At 64.3% G+C, this 21,445-nt stretch carries 15 protein-coding genes; 4 read left to right on the forward strand and 11 right to left on the reverse strand.

What is annotated here, in order from left to right:
- Positions 1–57: 57 nt before the first annotated feature.
- The 3 genes from IPP68_07895 to IPP68_07905 are packed head-to-tail and all read left to right on the forward strand — an operon-like array spanning position 58 to position 5,116.
- Positions 58–2,451: a hypothetical protein gene (locus tag IPP68_07895; protein ID MBL0350280.1), complete on the forward strand. Its 2,394-nt coding sequence runs from the start codon at positions 58–60 to the stop codon at positions 2,449–2,451.
- Positions 2,448–4,880 (forward strand): hypothetical protein, encoded by a 2,433-nt coding sequence (locus IPP68_07900; GenBank protein MBL0350281.1) that lies wholly within the window; start codon positions 2,448–2,450, stop codon positions 4,878–4,880. Before IPP68_07895 ends, IPP68_07900 begins: the two co-directional genes overlap by 4 nt.
- The gene (locus IPP68_07905; GenBank protein MBL0350282.1) at positions 4,877–5,116 is read left to right on the forward strand and encodes a hypothetical protein; all 240 of its coding nucleotides are present in this window, start codon (positions 4,877–4,879) and stop codon (positions 5,114–5,116) included. Before IPP68_07900 ends, IPP68_07905 begins: the two co-directional genes overlap by 4 nt.
- Here IPP68_07905 and IPP68_07910 read toward each other — a convergent pair.
- From IPP68_07910 to IPP68_07945, 8 genes are all read right to left on the reverse strand, one after another.
- On the reverse strand, positions 5,113–6,024 hold the full coding sequence (locus IPP68_07910) for a YihY/virulence factor BrkB family protein (GenBank protein MBL0350283.1): 912 nt from the start codon (positions 6,022–6,024) through the stop codon (positions 5,113–5,115). The two genes, IPP68_07905 and IPP68_07910, sit on opposite strands and share 4 nt — an antisense overlap.
- Positions 6,025–7,059, reverse strand: coding sequence for an arsenosugar biosynthesis radical SAM protein ArsS (gene arsS / locus IPP68_07915; GenBank protein MBL0350284.1), 1,035 nt, complete (start codon positions 7,057–7,059; stop codon positions 6,025–6,027).
- A gap of 1 nt (position 7,060) precedes the next feature.
- Entirely contained in the window at positions 7,061–7,348 is a 288-nt protein-coding gene (locus IPP68_07920; protein MBL0350285.1) for a carboxymuconolactone decarboxylase family protein, read from the reverse strand.
- Positions 7,349–7,418: 70 nt separating this feature from the next.
- Positions 7,419–8,606, reverse strand: coding sequence for a tyrosine--tRNA ligase (locus tag IPP68_07925; GenBank protein MBL0350286.1), 1,188 nt, complete (start codon positions 8,604–8,606; stop codon positions 7,419–7,421).
- Complete coding sequence (thiO, locus tag IPP68_07930; protein ID MBL0350287.1) at positions 8,603–9,739, reverse strand: glycine oxidase ThiO; 1,137 nt, start codon at positions 9,737–9,739, stop codon at positions 8,603–8,605. Before thiO ends, IPP68_07925 begins: the two co-directional genes overlap by 4 nt.
- Positions 9,736–10,833, reverse strand: coding sequence for a tRNA 2-thiouridine(34) synthase MnmA (gene mnmA, locus IPP68_07935; protein MBL0350288.1), 1,098 nt, complete (start codon positions 10,831–10,833; stop codon positions 9,736–9,738). Before mnmA ends, thiO begins: the two co-directional genes overlap by 4 nt.
- A 30-nt stretch (positions 10,834–10,863) precedes the next feature.
- Positions 10,864–11,241, reverse strand: a complete 378-nt coding sequence (locus IPP68_07940; GenBank protein MBL0350289.1) for an iron-sulfur cluster assembly scaffold protein — start codon at positions 11,239–11,241, stop codon at positions 10,864–10,866.
- A 15-nt stretch (positions 11,242–11,256) separates the two neighbouring features.
- The gene (locus IPP68_07945) at positions 11,257–12,495 is read right to left on the reverse strand and encodes a cysteine desulfurase (protein ID MBL0350290.1); all 1,239 of its coding nucleotides are present in this window, start codon (positions 12,493–12,495) and stop codon (positions 11,257–11,259) included.
- A 78-nt stretch (positions 12,496–12,573) separates the two neighbouring features.
- Here IPP68_07945 and IPP68_07950 point away from each other — a divergent pair, with 78 nt between their 5' ends.
- Complete coding sequence (locus IPP68_07950) at positions 12,574–14,304, forward strand: glycosyltransferase family 39 protein (protein ID MBL0350291.1); 1,731 nt, start codon at positions 12,574–12,576, stop codon at positions 14,302–14,304.
- Here IPP68_07950 and IPP68_07955 read toward each other — a convergent pair.
- The 3 genes from IPP68_07955 to metH form a co-directional block, all read right to left on the reverse strand.
- A complete protein-coding gene (locus IPP68_07955; GenBank protein ID MBL0350292.1) occupies positions 14,267–15,826 on the reverse strand; it encodes a glycosyltransferase family 39 protein in 1,560 nt (519 codons plus the stop codon). The genes IPP68_07950 and IPP68_07955 overlap by 38 nt on opposite strands.
- Positions 15,827–16,021: 195 nt before the next feature.
- A complete protein-coding gene (locus tag IPP68_07960; protein ID MBL0350293.1) occupies positions 16,022–17,944 on the reverse strand; it encodes a hypothetical protein in 1,923 nt (640 codons plus the stop codon).
- On the reverse strand, positions 17,941–21,423 hold the full coding sequence (gene metH, locus IPP68_07965; protein ID MBL0350294.1) for a methionine synthase: 3,483 nt from the start codon (positions 21,421–21,423) through the stop codon (positions 17,941–17,943). Before metH ends, IPP68_07960 begins: the two co-directional genes overlap by 4 nt.
- Positions 21,424–21,445 lie beyond the last annotated feature (22 nt).

Genomic DNA, 21,445 nt, shown 5'->3' on the forward strand with positions numbered 1-21,445 from the left:
CACCGGTATGAAACCCTTGATTCCCGCGCCGTTTGAACCTACGCTTGGGGGACGCCCATGACACGCCGACTTCTCCCCGCCCTGCTCCTAGCGGCGTGGTCCGCCCACGCGGCGGACACGACCGACAACGCGCGCCTGAAACTTCCCTGGGACACCATCAAATCCGTCCTTAAAATCGACCGCAACGAGGTTCGTTTAACCGCGACGGAGTTCGAAACTCTCCTTAAATTGACCAGCGCGCGGCCCCTCCCCGATTACCGGATCACGGAGGGCGAAGTGGTTCTGCCCCGGGCGGAATTCACGCGCTTGGTTCAAAGCCTGGTTCCCCCGGCGCCCGAAGCGGCCGGGGCCTACCTCCCCAAAGCCGTCTACCGGGGTCGGTTGGAAAACCACGCCGTTCGATTCTCCGCGGCCCTTCAACTGGAAATCCCCCGCCGCCCCCCCCGCCCACAACCCGTGGACGTGTTTCCGGGCGGAGTGGCCTTTGAAGAAATTCTTTTGGACGGGAAACCCGCCCGGTCCGATTTATCCACCGGGCGCCTCTGCGTTCTCGTCGACGACGCGGGTTCCCACCGGATCGACTTGAAATTCGTCGTTCCCCTGCCCGAGGAGAGCGCCGCGCAATCCTTCACCGTGCCCGTCGCCCGTACCCCCATCACGGACTGGACCTTGGAAATTCCCGAATCAAAACTGGACATCGCCGTGTCCCCGGCCCTCCACCGGGACTTAAGCGGCGGGGCCGGCGCCACCCGGGTGCGGGCCCTCCTGCCCCCGACGGATTACGTGTCCGCCTCCTGGAATCCCCTGGCCCCGGACGCGGCGAAGGGACCGGCCCAGGTGTATGCCACGGTGGACCATCTTCTTTCGGTGGAAGAGGACGCCCTCCGGGTCACGGGCCTCGTGGATTTGGAAGTCCTGCACAACACCATCAACCGGACCGCCTTGGAAATTCCGGAAGGGTTCGCCGTACTGAACGTTCGCGGCGACGATATCGGGGAGTGGCAGGAAAACACCGGCCGGCCCGCGACCCTGGACGTCCCCTTCCGATCGGCGCGGAAAGGGCACGTGTCTTTTGAAGTCGATTTGGAACGGATTCTCCCCGGTGAAAAATCCACCACGACCGTGAGCGGACTTTGGGTGCGGGGCGCTCTCCGGCAACGGGGCCACGTGGGGTTGGAACTTAAAAGCGACGCGGAGTTGCCGTCCCCCGACACCGAAGGATTGGACCCCCAGGATCCTTTCCGGGAACTCCCCCCGGACCTGACCGCCCGGAGCGCCCGCCTGCTTTTCGGTTACCGGTATCTTCGACCCCCCTTCCGTCTTCGGCTCGCTCTTTCCCGCCACGAAACCGTGTCGGTCGTTTCCTCGGTTATCGACCGGGCGGAGGGCACCACGGTGCTTCGCGACGACGGCAAACGCGTGCATCAGGTGGTCTATTATCTTCGCCACGCCGCCAAGCAGTTTCTGTCCGTCCGGTTGCCCGCGGGGGCCCGACTCTGGAACGCCTTCGTGGACGGCGCCCCGGTCAAACCGGTGATGGGATCCTCCGGGACCGTTCTCCTGCCCTTGATCCGGGCGGGCCGGAACCCCGCGGAGGCGTTCCCGGTGGAATTTGTTTATTTTGAAAAAACGCCGCCCCTGGGCTTCCTGGGCCGGACCACGGTGAATTTCCCGACCCCCGACGTGATGGTGAGCCGCCTCCGATGGACCGTGATCACCCCGCCGGACCAGGGGTTCCACTCGTTCGGCCATGACTTTGAACCCGAACCCTTGTACGCCGCGGGCGTCCCCGCCTCGCCCCCGCCCGAAGATTTCGGCCGGACGGACGTCGCTTCCGAGGAACCGGTCCCGGGAGAATCCCTGGGCGCGCTCAAGGACGAGCGCGACGGCTCCGACGACAAAGAACTCCTGAATCAACTGAGCGCCGCGAAACCGATGGCCAAGAGAAGTCGAACTTTTCGAGCGGAAATGAACGCCCCCGCGCCGTCCATCGGTGGAGGATGGGAGGGAAAAGGCGGGGGCGCCAAAACGGACCTTTCGGCCGTTCGCGGCGTGATGCCCGTTCGGGTGGCCGTGCCCCGGGTGGGCGCGCAACGGGTCTTCGCCAAAACGCTTCCCGAAGCCAACGGCCTGCTCCCCCTCGTGCTTTACCACGGCACGGCCGGGGTCGGCCGGATCTTAAAACTCCTCGTCCTCGTGGCGGCCCTGAGCCTCCTTTGGTTTTTCCGAACCCCTCTTGGACGGGCCGCGCAATGGGCCCGGCCCCGGGTGGAGCCCTGGGCGCGGCGAATTCCCTGGACCGACCCGGGTCTGGGCGCCTTCGGCGGATTGGTTCTGTCCCTCGCCGCGGCCTCGATCTCCCGCGGATTTTTCTACCTTTCCCTGATCCCTTTCACGACGGCCGTGGGGCGCTGGATCCTGTCCGTCTTTCCCCGAGGAGAGCAACGATGAATTTCCGACGACTTTTTTTAATCGGCGCCCTGGTCGGTCCTTCCTTCGCCGGACGGGCCGAGGACGCCTCGACCCAATCCCAGGGCGAATTGAGCCTTCCCTGGGCGGCCTTTGAAAAGCTTTTGCAGCTCAACAAGGACAACGTCCTCCTCACCTGGGAAGAGTTCCAGCGCCTGCTCCAACAAACCGGCGCCGCGGAAACGCCCCCCTACCAACTTCAAAACGGGCAGGTGTCCCTGACCCGGGACGAATTCAAGCGCTTGTTGGACCGCCTCAAACCTCCGGCCGGCGAAGGCGCCAAGGCCTATTTGACCAGGGCCGTCTACACCGGCCGCGTCACGCGAAAAGGCGCGACCGTTACGGCCAAAATTCGGCTGGACGTGGCGACGCCGGCCGGCGCCTATTCGCCCGTCCGGGTCCCGTTATTTCCGGACGGCGTGGCCTTCGAAGACATTCTATTGGACGGCCGCCCGGCCCTGGTGGAAAGCGCGGGCGGTTGGACGACGGTGACCGTGCCGCGCCCCGGCGAACACGAATTGACGGCGGTCTTCGCCCTGTCCTCCACTCTGGACAAGGAGCCCTACCGCGTCAATTTTCAAGTGCCCGCCACCCCCATCACGCAGGTGGACTTTTTCCTCGACGCGCCGCATTTGGAAGCCCGCGTGGACGGGGCCGCCCAGGCGGCCTCGACCCCCGCCGACGGCGGCACGCGGGTCCGCGCGTCGTTGCCCCAGGGGAATTCCATCGGGATTTCATGGAACGCCGTGGAGCCCGAGCGCGCCAAGGGACCCGCCAAGGTGTACGCCACGGTGCATCAATTGCTTTCGGTTCAAGACGACGCCGTGCGCGCCACGGCGCGCGTGGAATTGGACGTCCTCCAAAACACCATCAACAATCTTTCGATCGTGCTCCCCGAAGGCTACACCCTGCTGGACGTGACGGGCGACGCCGTGGGCGAATGGAAAAAGCGCGGCGAAGGCGCGCGGACCCTTTTTGTGCCTTTCGCCTACGCCCGAAAGGGGCGCTTCACCATGGACGTCCGCGTGGAACGGGCCTTTAAAGACACCGGCGGGGCTCTGCCCTTCGACGGCTTCCGGGTCTTGGACGTCGTGCGGGAAAGCGGCGACCTGCTGATCGAAAAAACGACCAACGGCGAGGTCACCGTGGCCGAAACGGCGGGCTTAACAAGGCTGGACCCCCGAGAAACTCCGCCGGCTTTGAGCGCCCTAGCGTCCCAAACCTTTTTGGACGCCTACAAATACATCCGACCGCCTTACCGCTTAAGCCTGGACATTCGACGGCACGAAGAGATCGCGGTGGTGTCCTCGGTCATCGACACGGCCAACGCGGTGACCCTCTTGCTGAAGGACGGCAAATGCGTCACCCACGTCACCTGGTCGGTCAAGAACACCGCGCGGCAGTTCCTGGAACTCCGCCTGCCCCCCGGTGCGGAGGTATGGTCGGTGGTCGTGGACGGACGCCCGGCCAAACCGTCCAAGAACGCGGAGGGGGCGACCCTCGTGCCTTTGAATCGCTCCCGGATCGACGGGGACAATCTGGCGCCCTACGATGTCGAGGTCATGTACTTCCGGCCCCTGAGCCGCCCCGGCCCGGGCGGTTGGCGCTCCCTGGACCTGCCCAACGTGGATCTAAAAATCAGCCAATTGATTTGGTCCGTCTACCTCCCCACCGAAGACGATTACCTCTATTTCGGCGGGACGGTGGACAAGGAAAAGGACGCGGAAGGTTTCCGGCCCCTGGCGGCGGTGGCCCGCGGTCAACGGCGGATTCTGAACCGCTTGTCCGAAGCCTCCACCGACGCCCTCTACCAATCGGCTTCCGGCGTCGGCGGGGAACACCGGGAAGCCCGCAAGCAAAAAGCCCGTCAGTCGGCCCAGTACAACCTCAAGAGCGAATTCGACGAATCCCAAGGGATCAACGAGGACGCCTTTGCCCAGCAGGTGGAGCGGGAAATCAATTTCTTCAGCAACGTCAATCGCTCCCCGGGCGGCGGCGACGCCACGGGAACGCCTTTGCGAATCAAGGTGCCCAACGCCGGGCAGATTTACCGGTTTTCAAAGGTTCTCGTTCAGGAAAACGAACCCATGACCCTGGGGGCCCTGCACCTGCACGGCGCCGTGATTCCGTTGGTCAAGCTCCTGCTGGTTTTGGGGATTCTATTGGCGCTCTTCCGACTTCGGCTTCGCCTTCGACAAGGATGGGACGGGCTGGGACGTTTGGCCGAGCGCCATCCCCGGGAGTTGGGTTGGATCCACACGCCGCTCGGAGCCGCGGCGGGGTTGTTCGCTTTGGGAATCGCTCTTTCTTGGGTGTCGAAATTTTTCGCCTTCGTGGCGTTCCTGGGATCCTTCGCCCTGGCCGGACGATGGATTTTCAACCGGTGGCTCGCCGGAAGGAAAAGCCCATGAACTCCGTCCTCGAATCGGTTTTGGGTCGCCCGGTCTCTCAATGGAGCCGCCTCCAAAAGTGGGGAGTCCGATTGGGCGCGGGCGCCGCGGGGTTCGCCGCGGTGTTCGCCTTGCATGTTCTGACGATGCTCTTGGTGGGGGTTTATCGGGCGCCGAGAGTCGGCGGGGTGTGGTTCTGCGGATTTCTTTTCGCGGCGGTCCTGGTGGTGCTCGCGGACCGTCGGCTAAAAACCTAAATCGAAGGCGCTTTTTCCACCGACGGGGGCGGCCCCGCGCGAGACCCGAACAAATGGGCCCACGCCCAGGTGAACTCGGCGCCCAACAAAAAGATCTGCGTTGAAAAGTAGACCCAGATCAGCACCGCCATGACCGACGCGGCCGCTCCGAACACCGACAATTCCGGAATGTCCCGAAAATAGATCTTCAACAGATAAACGCCCACGGTCGTCAGGAACGCCGTCACGGCCGCCCCCACCCGCACGTCCCGCCAGGCCAGTTTCAGCGCCGGAAGGAACTTAAACACCACCGCCCACAAAACGGCCTGAAGGACAAAAAACAACGCCAAGTTCGTCGTGTCCCAAAGGTGCAGGCGCTCCATCATGAGAGGGGCGATTTTGGCCAGGAAATTCCGAAAAAGGCCCATCCCGGCGTTCAGTCCCGCGAATCCCAAAAACAAAAATCCGACGGCCACCACCATGGCGAAACTCATGAGGCGGTTGAGGAGGGCCCCCGCCACCCCGGCGCGGGGTTTGACGTCCCACACGATGTTCAAAGCCCGCTGAAGGTGTGCGAACACGATGGAAGCGGCCCAAATCAACAGTCCGACGCTCAAGCTCGTGGCGTGAACCAACCCCTTGAACGACGCTTCGGTGACGATGCGGGAGATGGACCCCGCGAGTTCGGGGCCCAGGGCGCCGGACAGGGCCGGGACCAGGCGCCCCAGGGACGCCGCGTTTCCCAGTGCGCGTCCGCCGATGGCCAGCACAATGACCGACAGGGGCACAAGGGAAATCAACGTGTAGTAGGCCAGTCCGGCGGCCAAGAGGGAACAATGGTCTTCCCGCCAATGGCGAAACGTTAAAGACAGCAATCGTCCGGCTTTGACCAGCGGGTGCCCGTGGACGGGCGGAGGCGTTTTGGGCACTTAGGTCAGACTCCCGCCGCAGGAGGAGCCGTTTCCGGCGGCGCAACCGAAACAATGATTGCCGACGGCCACGCGCCGCCCGGCGAGGCGGGCGGGGTTGAAATCGCGTAGGTGGGGCGGGACTCCCTCCACCAACGGCCAATCGAGCATTTGATTAAAGTCGCAGTCGTACAGCGTCCCATCCCACCCCACCGAAAGAAGCGTCCGGCACATGAGGCCCGGGACCGCGGCGGGGTTAAAAGCGTTCGCGAGACGCTCCATGTACCCTTCGTAATTCCCCGTGGCCAGCAGAAATTCCAGAAAACGTCCGATGGGCAAATTGGCGAGAGCGAAGAGGCGATTGAACTCCACCGCCCATCGTTCCCGAAGCTCCCGCTTGAATTGAATTTCGAGTTCGCCCTGGGCGGGCGGAAGAAAAGCCCCGGCCGGGTTGTAAACCAAATTTAAAATCAAGCCGCTGTCCGGTCGGCCGTATCCGAGGGCGTTGAGTCGGCGGAGCCCGCGCAGGGAACGTTCGAACACGCCGTCGCCACGCTGGGCGTCGGTTCGGTCCGCCTCAAAAGAGGGGAGGGAGGCGACGATCTCGACGCGTTGGGCGGCGAGGAATTCCGCCAAATCCGCCTGGGCGGGAATTTCCAACACCGTGAGGTTGCAGCGGTCGATGACGCGGCGTCCCAGGGCCCGGGCCCCCCGGACCAATTCCCGGAAATGGGGGTTCAACTCCGGCGCGCCGCCCGTGATGTCCAGGGTGGGAACGTCGAATTCCCGAAGAACCCGAAGACAATGCCCCACCGTGTCCCGGGCCATGGCCTCGCGGCGGTCCGGGCCCGCGTCCACGTGGCAGTGGCGGCAGGTCTGGTTGCAAACCCGCCCGACGTTCACTTGAAGGATGTCGACGCGGACGGCGGTCACGGGGGGAAGCCCCGCCGCTTTCAAACGGTCGGCGAAGTTCGGGACCGCGGGGTCCGCCAGGGCCCGGCGCTGCTCCGCCGGGGCGGCCAGGGGATTTCCGCGGGCGGTCAGGGTCGCGGCCATGTCACATGGACAGCCGGTCGACGACGTTCCGCATTTGAACGCCGTGGGCCAGGGAGGCCCCGCCCCGAATGGCGCAGGCCACGTGGGCGGCCTCGGTCATCTCTTTCTCGTTGGAGCCTTTTTCGAGGCAGGCCTGGGTGTAGGCGTCGATGCAATAGGGGCATTGGACCGCCAGGGCCACGCCCAGGGCGATGAGCGCTTTTTCCCGCTCGGTCAGGGCGCCCTTGGCGAAGACCGCGCCGTAATAGCCCATAAATTTGTCCCACAACTCTTTGTTGCCCTTGGCCATGTCGGCGAAGTGGGCCAAATCGCCCGGGTGGTAGTAGGTGTCTTTTCCGTGGTTGTGCACGCGGTCCCCTTTAGGAGGCTCCGGCGGGGGGCGTCAACGATCGGAATTGGCGTTTCCCCACCTTGATCAACAGGGGCGAGTGCACGGTGATTTCCCGCTCCTCGGTCACCCGCTCCCCGGCCAATTCCACGGCGCCCTGGCCCAGAAGCCGCCGCGCTTCGTTTTTGGACGGGGCCAATCCGGCTTCGACCATCAGGGCCAATAGGCTCACCGGGGATCGGGACACCCGGTAAACCGGAATATCGTCGGGGTGGCCCTTCTTCGAGAAAACCGTTTCAAAATGCGCGCGCGCCTTGGCCGCGGCGTCGGCGCCGTAATAACGCGCCACCAGATCGGCGGCCAAAGTTTTTTTGGCCTCCATGGGGTGAAGGGCCTTGAGGGGGGCGGGGTCGCGGTCCGTGAGGAGTTCCACGTATTTCCACATGAGGGCGTCGGAAAGGGACATCGCTTTGCCGAACATGTCCTCCGGGGCGTCGTTCAGGGCGATGGCGTTTCCGTAGGATTTGGACATTTTCTTGACGCCGTCGGTGCCTTCCAGCAACGGCAACGTCATCACCACCTGGGGCGGCTGGCCGAAATCCCCCTGCAGGTCCCGCCCCCGCAACAAATTGAAAAGCTGGTCCGTTCCGCCGATTTCGACATCGGCCCGAACGGCCACCGAGTCGTACCCTTGCATCAGCGGATACAGAAGCTCCAACAGGGACACCGGGGTCCCGGCCTTCAGACGTTTCTGAAAATCCTCCCGCTCGGTCAATTGCTGGACGGTGTTGCGCGCCATCAGGCCCAGGAGGGTCCGCCGGGGGTCGGCGTCCCGATTGGTGAACAACGGCTCCAGCCACTCGGAATTTCGCCGGACCTCCGTTTTGCTTTTGTCGAGGATGTGAAAAACCTGGTCCAGATACGTCGTCGCGTTTTGCGCCACCGCCTCCGCGGACAAGGGGGGGCGGGTTTCGGAGCGACCCGAGGGATCGCCGATGCGCGCCGTGTAATCGCCGATGATGAACACGACGGTGTGGCCGGCGTCCTGGAATTGACGGAGTTTGTTCAGGGCCACGGTGTGGCCCAGGTGAAGGTCCGGGGAGGTCGGATCGACGCCCAGTTTCACCCGCAGGGGCCGGGACAGGGAAAGTTTTTTCTCGAGGTCGGCCCGGGAAAAAACCTGGGCCACGCCCCGCAGCAACCGCTCGAGATTTTTCACGCGGGGCGGGCCGGTTCGACGGTCCGGCGGAACCGCTCCGGCGAAAAAGCATCGCCCTTGGGGTCCCACCGGCCGTCCAGGATGCCTTCGGCCATGTAGCGGCCCGTCCAGGGCGACAGGAGGATGCCGTTTCGAAAATGCCCGGCGGCGATGTACAAATTATCAAACTCCCAGAGGCGCCCCACGACGGGCCACCCGTCCGGCGTTCCCGGCCGAAGACCGGCCTGAAATTCCACCACCGGCATGGGTCCGAGGGCCGGACACCAGCGGGCCACCCAGTCGGCCAGAAAGCGCTGGGCCGCCAACGTCGGCCGCACGTTGAACCCCACCCGCTCGGACGTGGCGCCGATGATGAGCCGTCCGTCGGACCGGGGAACCACGTAGCCCGGCGTGGCGTACACCGGTCCGCGAAAAACCCGGGGCACGCCGCCCAGAACCATGAGCTGCCCTTTGACGGGTTCCAAGGGGAGAGCGACGCCCAGGGTCTCCAACAGGAACGGGGTCCAGGCGCCGGCCGCCACCACCACGTGGTCGGCGGCGATCAAATCGGAGGACGCGCGAATGCCCGACACCCGGCGGCCCTCGCGCACAAATTGAACGGACTCCGCGTGGTCCAAAAAGCGAACGCCCAAACGGCGCCCGGCCTCCTCCAGGGCCCGAACCCAACGGGCGCTGTTGATTTGGCCGTCGCCGGGGCAATGAAGGGCGCCGGGAGCGGGGGCCAGGCCGGGGTGAACCTCTTTCAACTCTGCCGACGACACCCAAGCCACCGACAGCCCCCGGGCTTCCTGCCATTTTTTCCTGGCCAGGAGGCCGGGGATTTCGTCCTCATCGGCCGCCACGCGCCAAATCCCCGCCGTTTCCCATTCCGGATCCACGGAGGACAGGGAACGGACTTCGGGAACCAACGAATTGAATTGGGCGCGGCTCGCCAGGCATACGTCGAAAAAAGCGTCGGGGCCGGAGGCTTCTTCCTGGGCGGCGAGCATGCCCGCGGCGACGCTCGAGGCCTGGCCGCCCAGCGTGCGCTTCTCCACCACCGCGACCTTGGCCCCTTTTTGGGCCAAATGAAAGGCCACGGAACAACCGATGACACCGCCGCCCGCAACGGCGACGTCGAAATACTGGCTCAAAGGGGCGACCCCGGCGCAACGGGCTCCCGGAGGGAAGCGCGGCGAATCACGCCGCCCCCGATCACGTCGTCGCCGTCATAGAAAACGGCGGCTTGGCCGGGCGTCACGGCGCGGAGGCCCTCGGCCCGGACCCGCAGGCCCTCCTCCGTCACGGTCAACACGGCGCCCACGGGCGAATGCCGGGAACGAATTTGGACGTAGGCGGCGAACTCCGCCGCGGGGGGGCGCCCATGCACCCAATGGGCGTCGCCGACGTCGAAGGTGTCGCTCAGGGTGTCCCGGTCGTCGCCCACGAAAACGGTGTTGGCGGCGGGATCCAAATCGACCACGTAGAGGGGCCGGCCCACGGAAAGGCCCAACCCTTCGCGCTGGCCCCGGGTGTAGAAGGCCACGCCCTTGTGGGTGCCGAGCACGCGGCCGTTTTTGTCTTTGATGGGACCGGGACGGACGGTTCGGGCCAAAAGCTCCTTGCGCTCGGCCTCGTCCCGCACGTAGGCGGCGGTGTTGGCGCCGGGCACAAAACAAATTTCCATGCTCTCGGGTTTGTCCGCGGTGTTGAGGCCCAGGCGGTGGGCGGCGGCGCGCACCTCGGCTTTTTCCATGTGGCCCACGGGGAACATCAACCGCGAAAGTTCGGCTTGGCCCAAATGGTAAAGGACGTAGGACTGGTCTTTCTGGGCGTCTCGGGCCCGTCGGAGACGGTACACGGGGCCGTCGTCCCCGGCCGCCGTCTCCACCCGGGCGTAATGGCCAGTGGCCACGGCGTCGGCGCCCAGGGCGACGGCTTTCTTGAGCAAAGCGTCGAACTTCACGTAGCGATTGCAATTGATGCAGGGGTTCGGCGTCTCCCCCCCCAAATACGAGTCGAGGAACGGGTCCATGATTTTCTGTTCGAAGGTTTTGGCGAAATCGAAAACGTAGTGAGGCACGCCGAGCCGGCCGCAGACGGCCCGAGCGTCGTCGATGTCCTTGGTGGTTCCGCAACAACCGAACCCGGTTTCTTTCCCGAGGAGCCGCAGGGTGACGCCGAGGACGCGGTGGCCCGCCTCGTGCAACAGCCCCGCGGCGACGGAGGAATCCACCCCGCCCGACATGGCGACCACGATGTTGCGCGGGGACGCCATTTAAGCCGCGCTCCGGTTTTTCTGGGACCAATCGGCCAACGCGGACCGCAGGGCTTCCTCGGCCAGAACCGAGCAATGCATTTTGATGGGGGGCAATCCGCCCAGGGCTTCGGCCACTTGGAGGTTGGTGATGGCCCGGAGGTCCTCCGGCGTTTTTCCGAGGACGATTTCCGTGAGGACCGAGGAGGTGGCGATGGCGGCGCCGCAACCAAACGTTTTAAAGGTGGCCTTGGCCACCCGGCCGCCGGCGAATTTCAAATAGAGCCGCAAAATATCTCCGCAGGTGGGGCTCCCGGCTTTGCCGAGGGCGTCGGCGTCCGGCATCTCCCCCACGTTCCGTGGGTTTTGAAAATGGTCCATCACTTTGGCGGAATACACAACGTCTCCCGGATCCTACGAAGTGGCGGCCGTACGGCCGCGGTCTTCCCACAGGGGCGACATTCGGCGCAAATGGGTCACCGCGGCGGGCAACACCCGCAGGGCGAAATCCACGTCGGCTTCGGTGTTGAAATGCCCGAGGGAAAAGCGGACGCTGCCGTGGATGCGTTCGGGCGCAATCCCGATGGCCTTCAACACGTGGGAGGGCTCCAGAAGGCCCGAGGCGCAGGCCGACCCGGTGGAGATTTCCACGCCGGGCAAATCGGGCTGCTTCAAGGCGAACCCCGCCTGGTCCATGGCCAACACGAGGGATTCGCCCTCGACGCAATCGAAGGTGAGATTGGAGGTGTTTCCGAGGCGCGGGGCGCCCCCGCCGTTGACAGCCACCCCGGGGATGACCGACAGAACGCCCCGCTCGAAACGGTCCCGGAGCGCCTCGATGCGGGGCGCTTCCCGGGCCATTTCCCGGCGCGCCAAATCGCAGGCCACGCCCAGGCCCACGGCCCCGGGAACGTTTTCCGTCCCGGCCCGGCGGTTTTTTTCGTGGGAGCCGCCATGAAGCAACGACTGCAGGCGCACGCCCCGGCGAAGGTAAAGGGCGCCGATCCCCTTGGGACCGTAAATTTTATGGCCGGAGATGGCCGCCATGTCCACGGGCAGGTTTTTCAGATCCAGGGGCATTTTGCCCGCCGCCTGGACGGCGTCCGTGTGAAACAACACCTTTCGGTCCCGGCAGATCGCCCCCAGTTCGGCCACGGGCTGGACGGTCCCGATCTCGTTGTTGGCGGCCATGAGGGAAACGAGGATCGTGTCCGGCCGAAGGGCCGCCGCCAAATCCGAAGGACGAATGCGTCCCTCGGCGTCCACGGGGAGCTCGGTCACTTCGAAATGGTGCTCCCGGGCCAAATAGTCCAGGGTGTGCAAAACGGCGTGGTGTTCGACGGCCGACGTGATCAGGTGCCGACCTTTCGCCCGATGTTCGAAAGCCGCGCCGATCAAGGCCATGTTGTCCGCTTCGGTCCCGCAGGAGGTGAAAACGATTTCGGAAGGATCGGCCGCGCCCAACAGGGCCGCCACTTGCTCGCGGGCGGTCTCCAAGGCGGTGTGGGCCTTTTGCCCCGCCGAATGGAGGCTGGACGGATTTCCATAGACCCCGTCCGGGGACAAAAAAGGCCGCATGGCTTCAAACACCTCCGAACGAACCGGGGTGGTCGCGTTGTTATCAAAATACACGCAACGGGCGGGCGCTGCCATAAACGGAATCATTTTACCACTTCCGACGGAAAAAGACCAGACAATGGAAGCCGCCGGGCAGTCGCCGGCCCCCCAAAAATGTGCGATATTAGCGGGGTGGTCAACAATGTTTTCCCCATCGCCGTTCAACGCCGGAGCGTCTGGGCCCGCGGATCGACGATCGCCGCCCTCCTGGGCCTCACCCTTCACGCCGCGTTGGCGCTCAACGCCGCGAGGCGACTCTCGCCCACCTGGGACGAAATCGCCGCCCCCGCCTCGGGGCTGGCCCAGCTTCAAACCGGGGCGCTGACGCTCAACACCGTAAACCCCTTTCTTTCCCGACTTTTTTACGCCCTCCCGCTGACCGTTCAAGGCGCCACGCTCCCCTGGGACCATCCCGCGTGGAGGGAAAGGGACGAATACCGATTTGGATTCCAGTACACCTTCCGCAATCGCGTCGCCCCCCAACGGTTAATCGTGGCGAGCCGATTGGTGGCGGTGCTTTTTTCACTCGGGGTCGGGATTCTCCTATTTTTGAGAACGAAAGCCGTTTGGGGACCGCTCGGCGGGGCGGTCGCCGTGTGGGCCTACGGCGCCACGCCGATTCTGGCTTCCCGGGCTTCCATTGCCATGGCGGAAATGCCGATGTATTTTTTTATACTTCTCGCCCTGGCGTTCCACACGCGACGGGAAAAAAAACGGGACGCCGCTTCGCTGTGGGCCACCGGTCTCTGCGCCGGGCTGGCCCTCCTGTGCAAACTGGCCGCGCTCCCCCTCCTGCCTTTGTTTTTCATTTGGGAATGGATGCGACCCGGGAAAAAACCGCGGATCGTCGATCGCCTGGCGGACCCTCTTCGCTTCGCGGGCATCGCGGTCGCGGTGTTCGCCCTGTCCTATCTCCCGTGGAAAAATGGGCTCGCGGCGCTGGGCATGGCCTGCGACAATCTCCGGCGCTTCGACAAAATCATTCCTTATTATTTTCACGAGCGGGTTTGGACGGCGGGCAACACCTTTCTGAGTTGGGGGGCCTTCGCGGTCAAAGCGCCTCCGGCGATTTTGGGGCTGGCGGGGCTGGGGGCCTGGGGATGGTGGAAAAGCGGGGCCGACCGGCCGGGGTGGTGGCGGTGGACGCTCTTCGGTGGGCTGGTCTTGGGGACCGTTCTCTTCTTCGACCGCCCCGTGTCGACGGTTCAGTTGTCGCCCTTCTACCTGAGCGCGGTGGTCCTCGCCGCCGGGGTGGCCGGATTTCCCCGGTCGAGGCGGCGCCACGTCAGCGCGGCCGTGATCGGCCTGCTGGGATGGGCCTGGGTCGACATCGCCGAAGCGCACCCGAACGCTCTGGGTTATTTTAACGGATTCGCGGGAGGCCCGGACCAAGGCTGGCGTTGGCTGGCGGATTCGGATCACGACTGGGGGCAGGGCTTGCCGCTGCTCGCGGAACACCTTCGTCGGGATCCGCCGGGGACATTGCTGTTGGCCTACTCGGGCTCGGGCGATCCGGAGGCTTACGGCCTCCGCTACGTGGACTTCTTCTCCCCCGCCCTGGTCAGTTGGGAGCGACGGGACGATTTGTCCGTCTCCCCGCGGACGCCGGTGGTGTTGGCCGTGGCGACCAAGCTTCTGCAAACGAACCCCGAACTTTTTGAAACGCCCCTCACCCGATGGACGCCGCGGGCCCGGGTGGGGCACTGTTTTATCCTATGGGATCTGCGGTCGACCGATCGAATCGGTTGGTTGCACGACCAATACGTGGCCATGGGGCGCCCGGTTCACGCCCGTTGGACCACGCGAATCACCCCCGGGGATCCGAAACCGAATCCGGGGGACTGAGGCGGCGAAAAATCCATATTTTTCCCCCGACCGGCAACGCCGGCATCGACCCCGCCCCCCATTCCACCAACCGCCCGCCGCTCGGCCCCACCAAAACGACGGCGGCCGCCCGATAGTTTTCCGCGAGAAGACCGCCGACGCGTTGAAGAAAATCCGGCGCGTGTGCCGCCCGTTCCGGTAAAAACAATCGGGGGGGGAATCCGACGATCCAGGGGGGGGGTGAACCGCGGAGAATGGCCAGGCAGGCCCGTTGCTGCTCGGCGTGACCCGTCCACCGCTCATCGAACAACGTCCGCATATTGACGAAAGGCGTGGCCGAAAGGCGTTCCGAAGCCAACAGGATTTCGGGCTCGGATCCCAGGATAAAAACCCGGTCCGCGGAATCGCTCCTTCGACGAAGAAAATCGGCGATGAGGGCGGACTCCACAAATGGATTGGCGCCAAAAAGCTTCACACTGGTGTCCGACCCCGACGCCGCCACGTAATACCGGAACCCCAACAAAAGGGGCGCCCCGACCAAGCCGACTCCCAGCGCGAGGGCCCGCACCTTCGGGGACAAGGCCGACCACGCCCGCCGCCGCTCCAAGGCGGCGATCCCTTGAGCGCCCGTCATGGCCAGACCGGGCAAAAGCAAAGCCAAATAATGGGGGAAGGCGAATCCCGGCAAAGCCCCCAGGGCCCCGGCCCCAAGCAAGCCCAGGGGCCAAGCCCCGGCGGACCGGAACGAAGAACGCGCACTCGCCAATCCCCCGAGCGCGAGGGCGAGCGCTCCGGGATGCTCCAGAGCGAGGGCCCCCAGATTCTTCCCCGTTCCCCACACCCCCACTCGCCAAAAATCGGCCCCGGCCGCGTAAAGACGGTTGTATTCAAAAGTCCAAAACCACAGGTCGCCCCACCGACCCGTCGCCGCGAAAGGGAGCGCTACCCAAACGGTGGCGGCCAGGGCCCCCGCGCCCCAGAAGACCCAGCGGGCCATCTTCCTCCCCGCGGGGCCGCCCCGCGGCGAGAGGCCCGCGGCCACGCCGACCAGAAGGACCGCCGGCAAGGCCTGACTTTTAATCCAAAAAGCCGTCGCCCCCAGAGCCCCCGACAACATCAGCCGCGCCCGCCAACCGGTCGCCTCCACGGGCGGCAGGGCCCAGAGGGAGATGGCCAGCGGCAACAAGAGGAACAACTCGGTGGAGGCCGTGAATCCCTGCACCGCGGCCGCCGAGCTCAGAACCGAATACAACACCACGGCCCACCGCGCGGTGGGCCGATCAAACCATCGGAGGGCCAGGCGATAGAAAACGACCGCCGTGAGAGCGTTCCACAGGTGCAATACGAGGTGGAGGGATACCGGAGTCGAGGGAACCCACCGAAGGATCAGAGCGTACAGTCCGAAAACGAGGGGGGGCTTGTGGTCAATGAAATCCCGATAAAGGGCCCCGCCTCGAAGCAGGACCTGTCCCCCGTAGCCGAAAAACCCTTCGTCTCGGTCGAAGGGAATATCCAAGAGGTTCCATCGAAACAAGACATACACGGCGAAGATCCCAATCCAAATCCACCACGGGCTTACCGCGGGCGCGGTCTCCCCGCGACGGAGCCCCGGACCTGCCGGGGGCGGCGGATTCATTGGGGGGAGTGGGGCCGGGCGACGTTGCAAGTCATGGCACGACGATATAAAAAAATAGTCGTTTACGCCCGACGGTCCGCGCCCGGGAATAGAAAGGCGGGGTTATCGCTGGAGGACAAATTTTACTTTTCGCCGGTGGCCGTTCGCGTCGATCAGGGCCACGTAGACGCCGCTGGGCGCGGCATCGCCTTCGGCCGTCCATCCGTCCCACCGCGCCTGGCCCAGGGCGTCGGCTCGAAGCTCCCGAAGCAGCGCCCCATTCAACGCCAACACGCGAACCCGGGCGTCCTCGGGCAATCGGCCGATGACCAGGAAGGGCGATCGCCCGGGATGAAACGGATTCGGATACACGATGGCCCGGTCCAAGCCGGTCAAGGGCTCCCGCGACCAAACGAACCGGGTGAGGGAATGGGCGGGGAACGGCATCGTGAAATTCACGGCGGGCGGCAGGGAACCCGCTTCCAGCGTCACGGCGTTGGGTTGAGCGAGATCGTTCCGGGCGGTCGCGTCGGCGGCGTTCAGCCGCGCGAAAGACAGCCCCGTCAGGGGCCGCGGGGCCCCCGCCACCTCCACCGTCGCCGTCACCGAATTCGTCAGATCCCGGTTCACGACGTAAAGCAAAAGCCGTCCGTCGGGGACCTCCACCGCGGCGGCGTCCAGCACGGGCACGTTGAGGACGGCCGGGATCAACCCCACCGGCGTCGAATCGAACACGGGCGATCCCGTGACCGCCGCCGCCAGCGCCCGCCCTCCCGCGGCTTCCCGATACAAACGGAAAACGTGGTAAAAAGCCGAAGCCACCGGCGCGGGATCGTATTGGACGGGGTAGGTCGGGAGGCCGGGGTTGTACCCGGGAAGTCCCGGCGCGTTGGGCCATCGCACGTTGAGCGGCGCCTGCCAGAGGCCCGTCACCGGGTTGATGTGGTTGGCGAGGCGAAGACGGGGTTCGCGCAACATCACGTTGAAGGAAAGGGCCGAAAAGAGCGCCGACCCGAGGCTGCGGTTGCGGGACACGCCCTGGGCCAGGGTCCCGAAATCGGCCCCGTCGGGATAAAGGAAAAAGGGCGCGTGTTCGGTCACGGCGATGACGAGGTCCCGGCTGTTCGGTTTCGCGTGACCGGCGATGTCGGCCAGCACCAGGTCCAAATTTTGCCGGAAGGTGACCGGAGCGGCCAAAAGCGATTTGTATTCCACCGCCGTTTCGTTGGTCGTGTTGTCGAAGGGGGCGTAGAAATTGTGCACGGCGACGAAATCGGCTTTTTCCGTGATGCGGTCCAGCACGTCGGCGATCCAGGTGTCGAGTCCGCCCGGCGCGCCCGCGAGGTGCGCGCCCACAAACCCCACCCGCGCGTCCGGATCCACGGCCCGAAGGGCGGCCGCGGTGGCGTCGAACAGCCCGGCGTAGGCGACGACGTCTTTGTGTTGAAGATCGGTCAGCGGACTTCCGTAAAGATAAACTTCGTTTCCGATTTCCCAATACGTCGCGTGAACGCCCCGGGCCTTGAGATACGCCAGCCAAGCGGCCGCCTCCCCGGGGGTCCCCGTGCCGGCGTTGGCGGTGATCATGATTTCGGTTCCGAGCCGCTGGGCGACGTCCGAAAATTCATCGGGCCCGAACACCGGGCGTTGTGTTTGAAACTGGTCGGTGGTTCCCCCGATCAGATCGTCGGTCTTTTGGGCGATCCGCCCGCCCCAGGGCCCCGTCGCCTGATTCCAATGAAAAAAATCCGACAGATTGCCGCCGGGGTACCGAAGCAGGGTGAGGCCCAAGGGGCGAAGGGCGTCGATCAGGTCCGTTCGAAGCGTGCCCGTCGTGGGATCCACGGCGTCCACCGACAGAAGGTCTTGACCGTAATATTTCCATTGGATTTGATCGCCGAAGAGAAGCGGGGAAATCGCGTGGGAGACGCTGGAGAGGTCGACGGCGATGCAGGGGGCGGGGCAATTCGCCGACGCGGACGGCGCGCCGAGGGGGCCGAGGAGAATGGAAAGGAAGAAAAGGAACGGAAGGCGACAATTCGTCAAAGCACCGCCGGGGCCTCGTCGCCCAAAACACTGAAGTAACGCGCTTCGGGGTGGTGGAACACCAGGGCCGAGACGCTGGCTTCCGGTTCCATCATGAAGTTCTCCGTGAGGCCCACGCCGATGTGCCGCGCGGGGTCCAGGAGAGCGAAAAGCTTCGCCTGGTCCTCGAGGTTCGGGCAGGCGGGGTATCCGAAACTGACGCGAATTCCCCGGTAGCGGGTTTGGAGCTTTTGCTGGATCGTCGTGTCTTTGGGATCCCCGAAGCCCCACATGGTGCGAATCCGGTCGTGCAAAAGCTCCGCCAGAGCCTCGGCGGACTCGATGGCAATGGCCTGCAAGGCGTGGGATTTCAGGTAATCCCCCCTTTCCCGCCATTCCCGGGAGAGCTCCAAGATGCCCTGGCCGCAAGTGACCACGAAAAAAGCCACGTAATCTTTTTTCCCATCGGCTTTGGGCAACAGGAAATCGCTGAGACAGAGGGCGTCGCCGCCGACCTGCCGGGGGAACTCGAATTCGGCGACCGAATCCCCCCCCTGAGGCGAATCGTAAATCAACGTCCGATCGCCTTCGGCCTGCGCCGGGAAAAAGCGCCAGACGGCCTTGGGGACCATCAGCTTTTTGGCCACGATGTCCGATTGAAGTTCGGTCACCGTTTTGTGGAGTTTGACGGCTTTCTCGTCCCCCCGGTCGAGCTGTTTTTGGAGAGTCCCGCGAAGCCCCAGATGTTTGCCGTAGAGCATGACGGGGTTGAGGTATTTGAAAATATCGTCGACGTGAAAATCCGACACCACGTGGAGTTTCAAATCCGGCGGCGTGGGCGGGTCGTAGCGCCGGCTCACCCGGGACACGGCCGCCCCGTCGGCGGCGGGCGCCCGCGGGGCCAGGCCGGCGGCCCGAAGCCGGGCTTGTATTTCTTCGTTCTTCTTTAAAAGCGCCCCCCGCGCCGCCGGGTCCATCAGGCGATTCGCGAGATCGAGCCCCGTCATGGCGTCCTTGGCGTAGAGAACGGTGTGACCGTATTGGACCGCGATCTTGGAAGCGGTGAACTTTTCCGATAGAGCGGCGCCCCCCACCAGGACCGGAAGGTCGATGCCGGCGACCTTTAAATCCTCGGCCGTCACCACCATCTGCTGGGCGGATTTGACCAAAAGCCCGGAAAGTCCGATGACGTCCGGCTTGTGTTCCTTGACGGCCTTGATCAAATCCTCCGGCGGGCACTTAATGCCCAAGTCGATGATGCGGAAGCCGTTGTTTTTCAAAATGATGTGGACCAGGTTTTTGCCGATGTCGTGGACATCGCCTTTGACCGTCGCCAGGAGCACCGTGCCCCGGGCCGCCACGTCGGCCGTGTCCATGTGGGGCTCCAGAAAAGCCACGGCGGCCTTCATGACCTCGGCGCTTTGAAGCACTTCGGCCACGATCATTTCGTTTTTTCCAAACAGACGCCCCACTTCGTCCATCCCTTTCATCAAGGGGCCGTTGACGATCGCCAGGGGACCCCGGCCGGCTTTCAGCAAGGCGTCCAGATCCTCCAGAAGGCCTTCCTTGGAGCCTTCGATAATATTTCGGGGCAGACGCTCGTCGGGGGTGGCCCCCGCCCGGACCGGGGCTTTCTTCTCCGTGGTTTTCCCCCGGAAGAAAGCGGCGTAGGCGTCCACCGCCGCCCGGGACTGGGCGGGGTCGGCGAAAAGCAGCGCGTTGGCCAGGGCCCGTTCTTCTTCGGGGATCGACGGGTAACGCGCCAGTTTTTCGGAGTTCACGATGGCCAGGTCCAGTCCGGCCTGCACGCAGTGATAGAGATAGACGGCGTTCAACACTTCCCGTCCCGCCTCGGGCAGGCCGAAGGACACGTTGCTCACGCCCAGGACCGTTTTGCAGCGGGGGAAAACCTTCTTGATCAAACGAAGGCCCTCGATGGTTTCCCGGGCCGAACCGATGTAGTTGGCGTCGCCGGTGGCCACGGGAAAAACCAGGGGATCAAAAACGATGTCCTCGGGTTCCAGGCCGTATTTTTGGGTCAGCAGATCGTAGGAGCGTCGGGCCACGGCCAGTTTCCGCTCCCGGGTCACGGCCATGCCCTGTTGTTTGTCCTCGTCGATGCATCCCACGACCACGGCGGCGCCGTACGTTTTAAGAAGGGGCACGACTTTTTCAAAGCGTTCTTCCCCGTCCTCCAGGTTGATGGAGTTGACGACCGAACGTCCCATGCACTTCTTCAGGGCCAACTCCATGACGGCGGCGTCGGTCGTGTCGATCATGAGGGGCGCTTTCACTTTTCGTGTGGCGAAATCCAGGAACTTGTCCATGTCCGCCCGCTCGTCCCGGTCGGGGTTGGCCAAACAAACGTCGACGATCTGGGCCCCCGCGCGGACCTGATGGCGCGCGATCTCCGAGGCTTCCTCGAATTTCCCTTCCACGATCAGGTTCTTGAATTTGCGGCTGCCGATGACGTTGGTCCGTTCCCCCACGAGCACGGGGCGCATTTCCTCGGTCACGACCAAGGGGTCCAGTCCCGAAAGGGCGAAGCGGGCCGCCGGAACGGCTTTTCGGGGTTTTTTCCCCTCGGCCATTTGGGCGATCAAGCGGATGTGGTCGAAGGTCGTGCCGCAACAGCCCCCCAGCAGGTTGACCCAGCCGCTGTCCACGAACCGCTCGAGTTTCTTGGCGATCATTTCGGGGGTTTCGTTGTAGCGGCCCTCTTCGTCGGGAAGGCCCGCGTTGGGGTAGCAGGAGACGGCGAACCGGGAGATCTCCGACAGGGTCCGGACGTGGTCGGTCATGAATTCGGGTCCCGTGGCGCAGTTCAACCCGATGCTCAAGAGGTCCCGCTGTTGGAGGGAATAGTAGAGGGCCTCCACCCCCTGGCCCGCCAGGGTGGTGCCCATGGGCTCAATGGTGCCGGACACCATCACGGGAATTTTTTGGCCGGTTCGGGCGAAGGCCCGGTCGATGCCGATCAAGGCGGCTTTGATGTTTAAGGTGTCCTGGGCCGTCTCGACCAGCAAAAGGTCCGATCCGCCTTCGATCAGGCCCCGGGCCTGGATTTCAAAGGTCTCGATGAGCCCATCGAAGGTCACGCCGCCGGTGACGTAAAGGGTTTTGGTGGTGGGCCCCAGGGAACCGGCCACAAACCGGGGCTTGCCGGGGGTGGAGAACTTTTTCGCGCTTTCCTTGGCCAGTTGGGCGCCCCGCCGACTGATTTCGTGGGCCTTGTCCGCGAGGCCGTATTCCGCCAACACCAGGGGCGTGGAGCCGAAGGTGTTGGTTTCGATGATGTCCGCGCCGGCCTTCAGATAGCCTTCGTGAACCGCCTGAACCGCCGAGGGCTTCGAAAGGATCAAGTTCTCGTTGCACCCCTCGAGAGCGGGACCGCCGAAATCCGCGGCGGTCAAATTCATTTTCTGGAGCATGGTGCCCATGGCCCCGTCGAGAATCAGAATTTTTTGACGAAGGAGATCCTTGAGCGCTGAATCGCTCATCGCTGGGCTCCTTGCCCGTCAC

The organism is Elusimicrobiota bacterium (genome assembly GCA_016722575.1).
Classification (GTDB): Bacteria; Elusimicrobiota; Elusimicrobia; order FEN-1173; family FEN-1173; genus JADKIY01.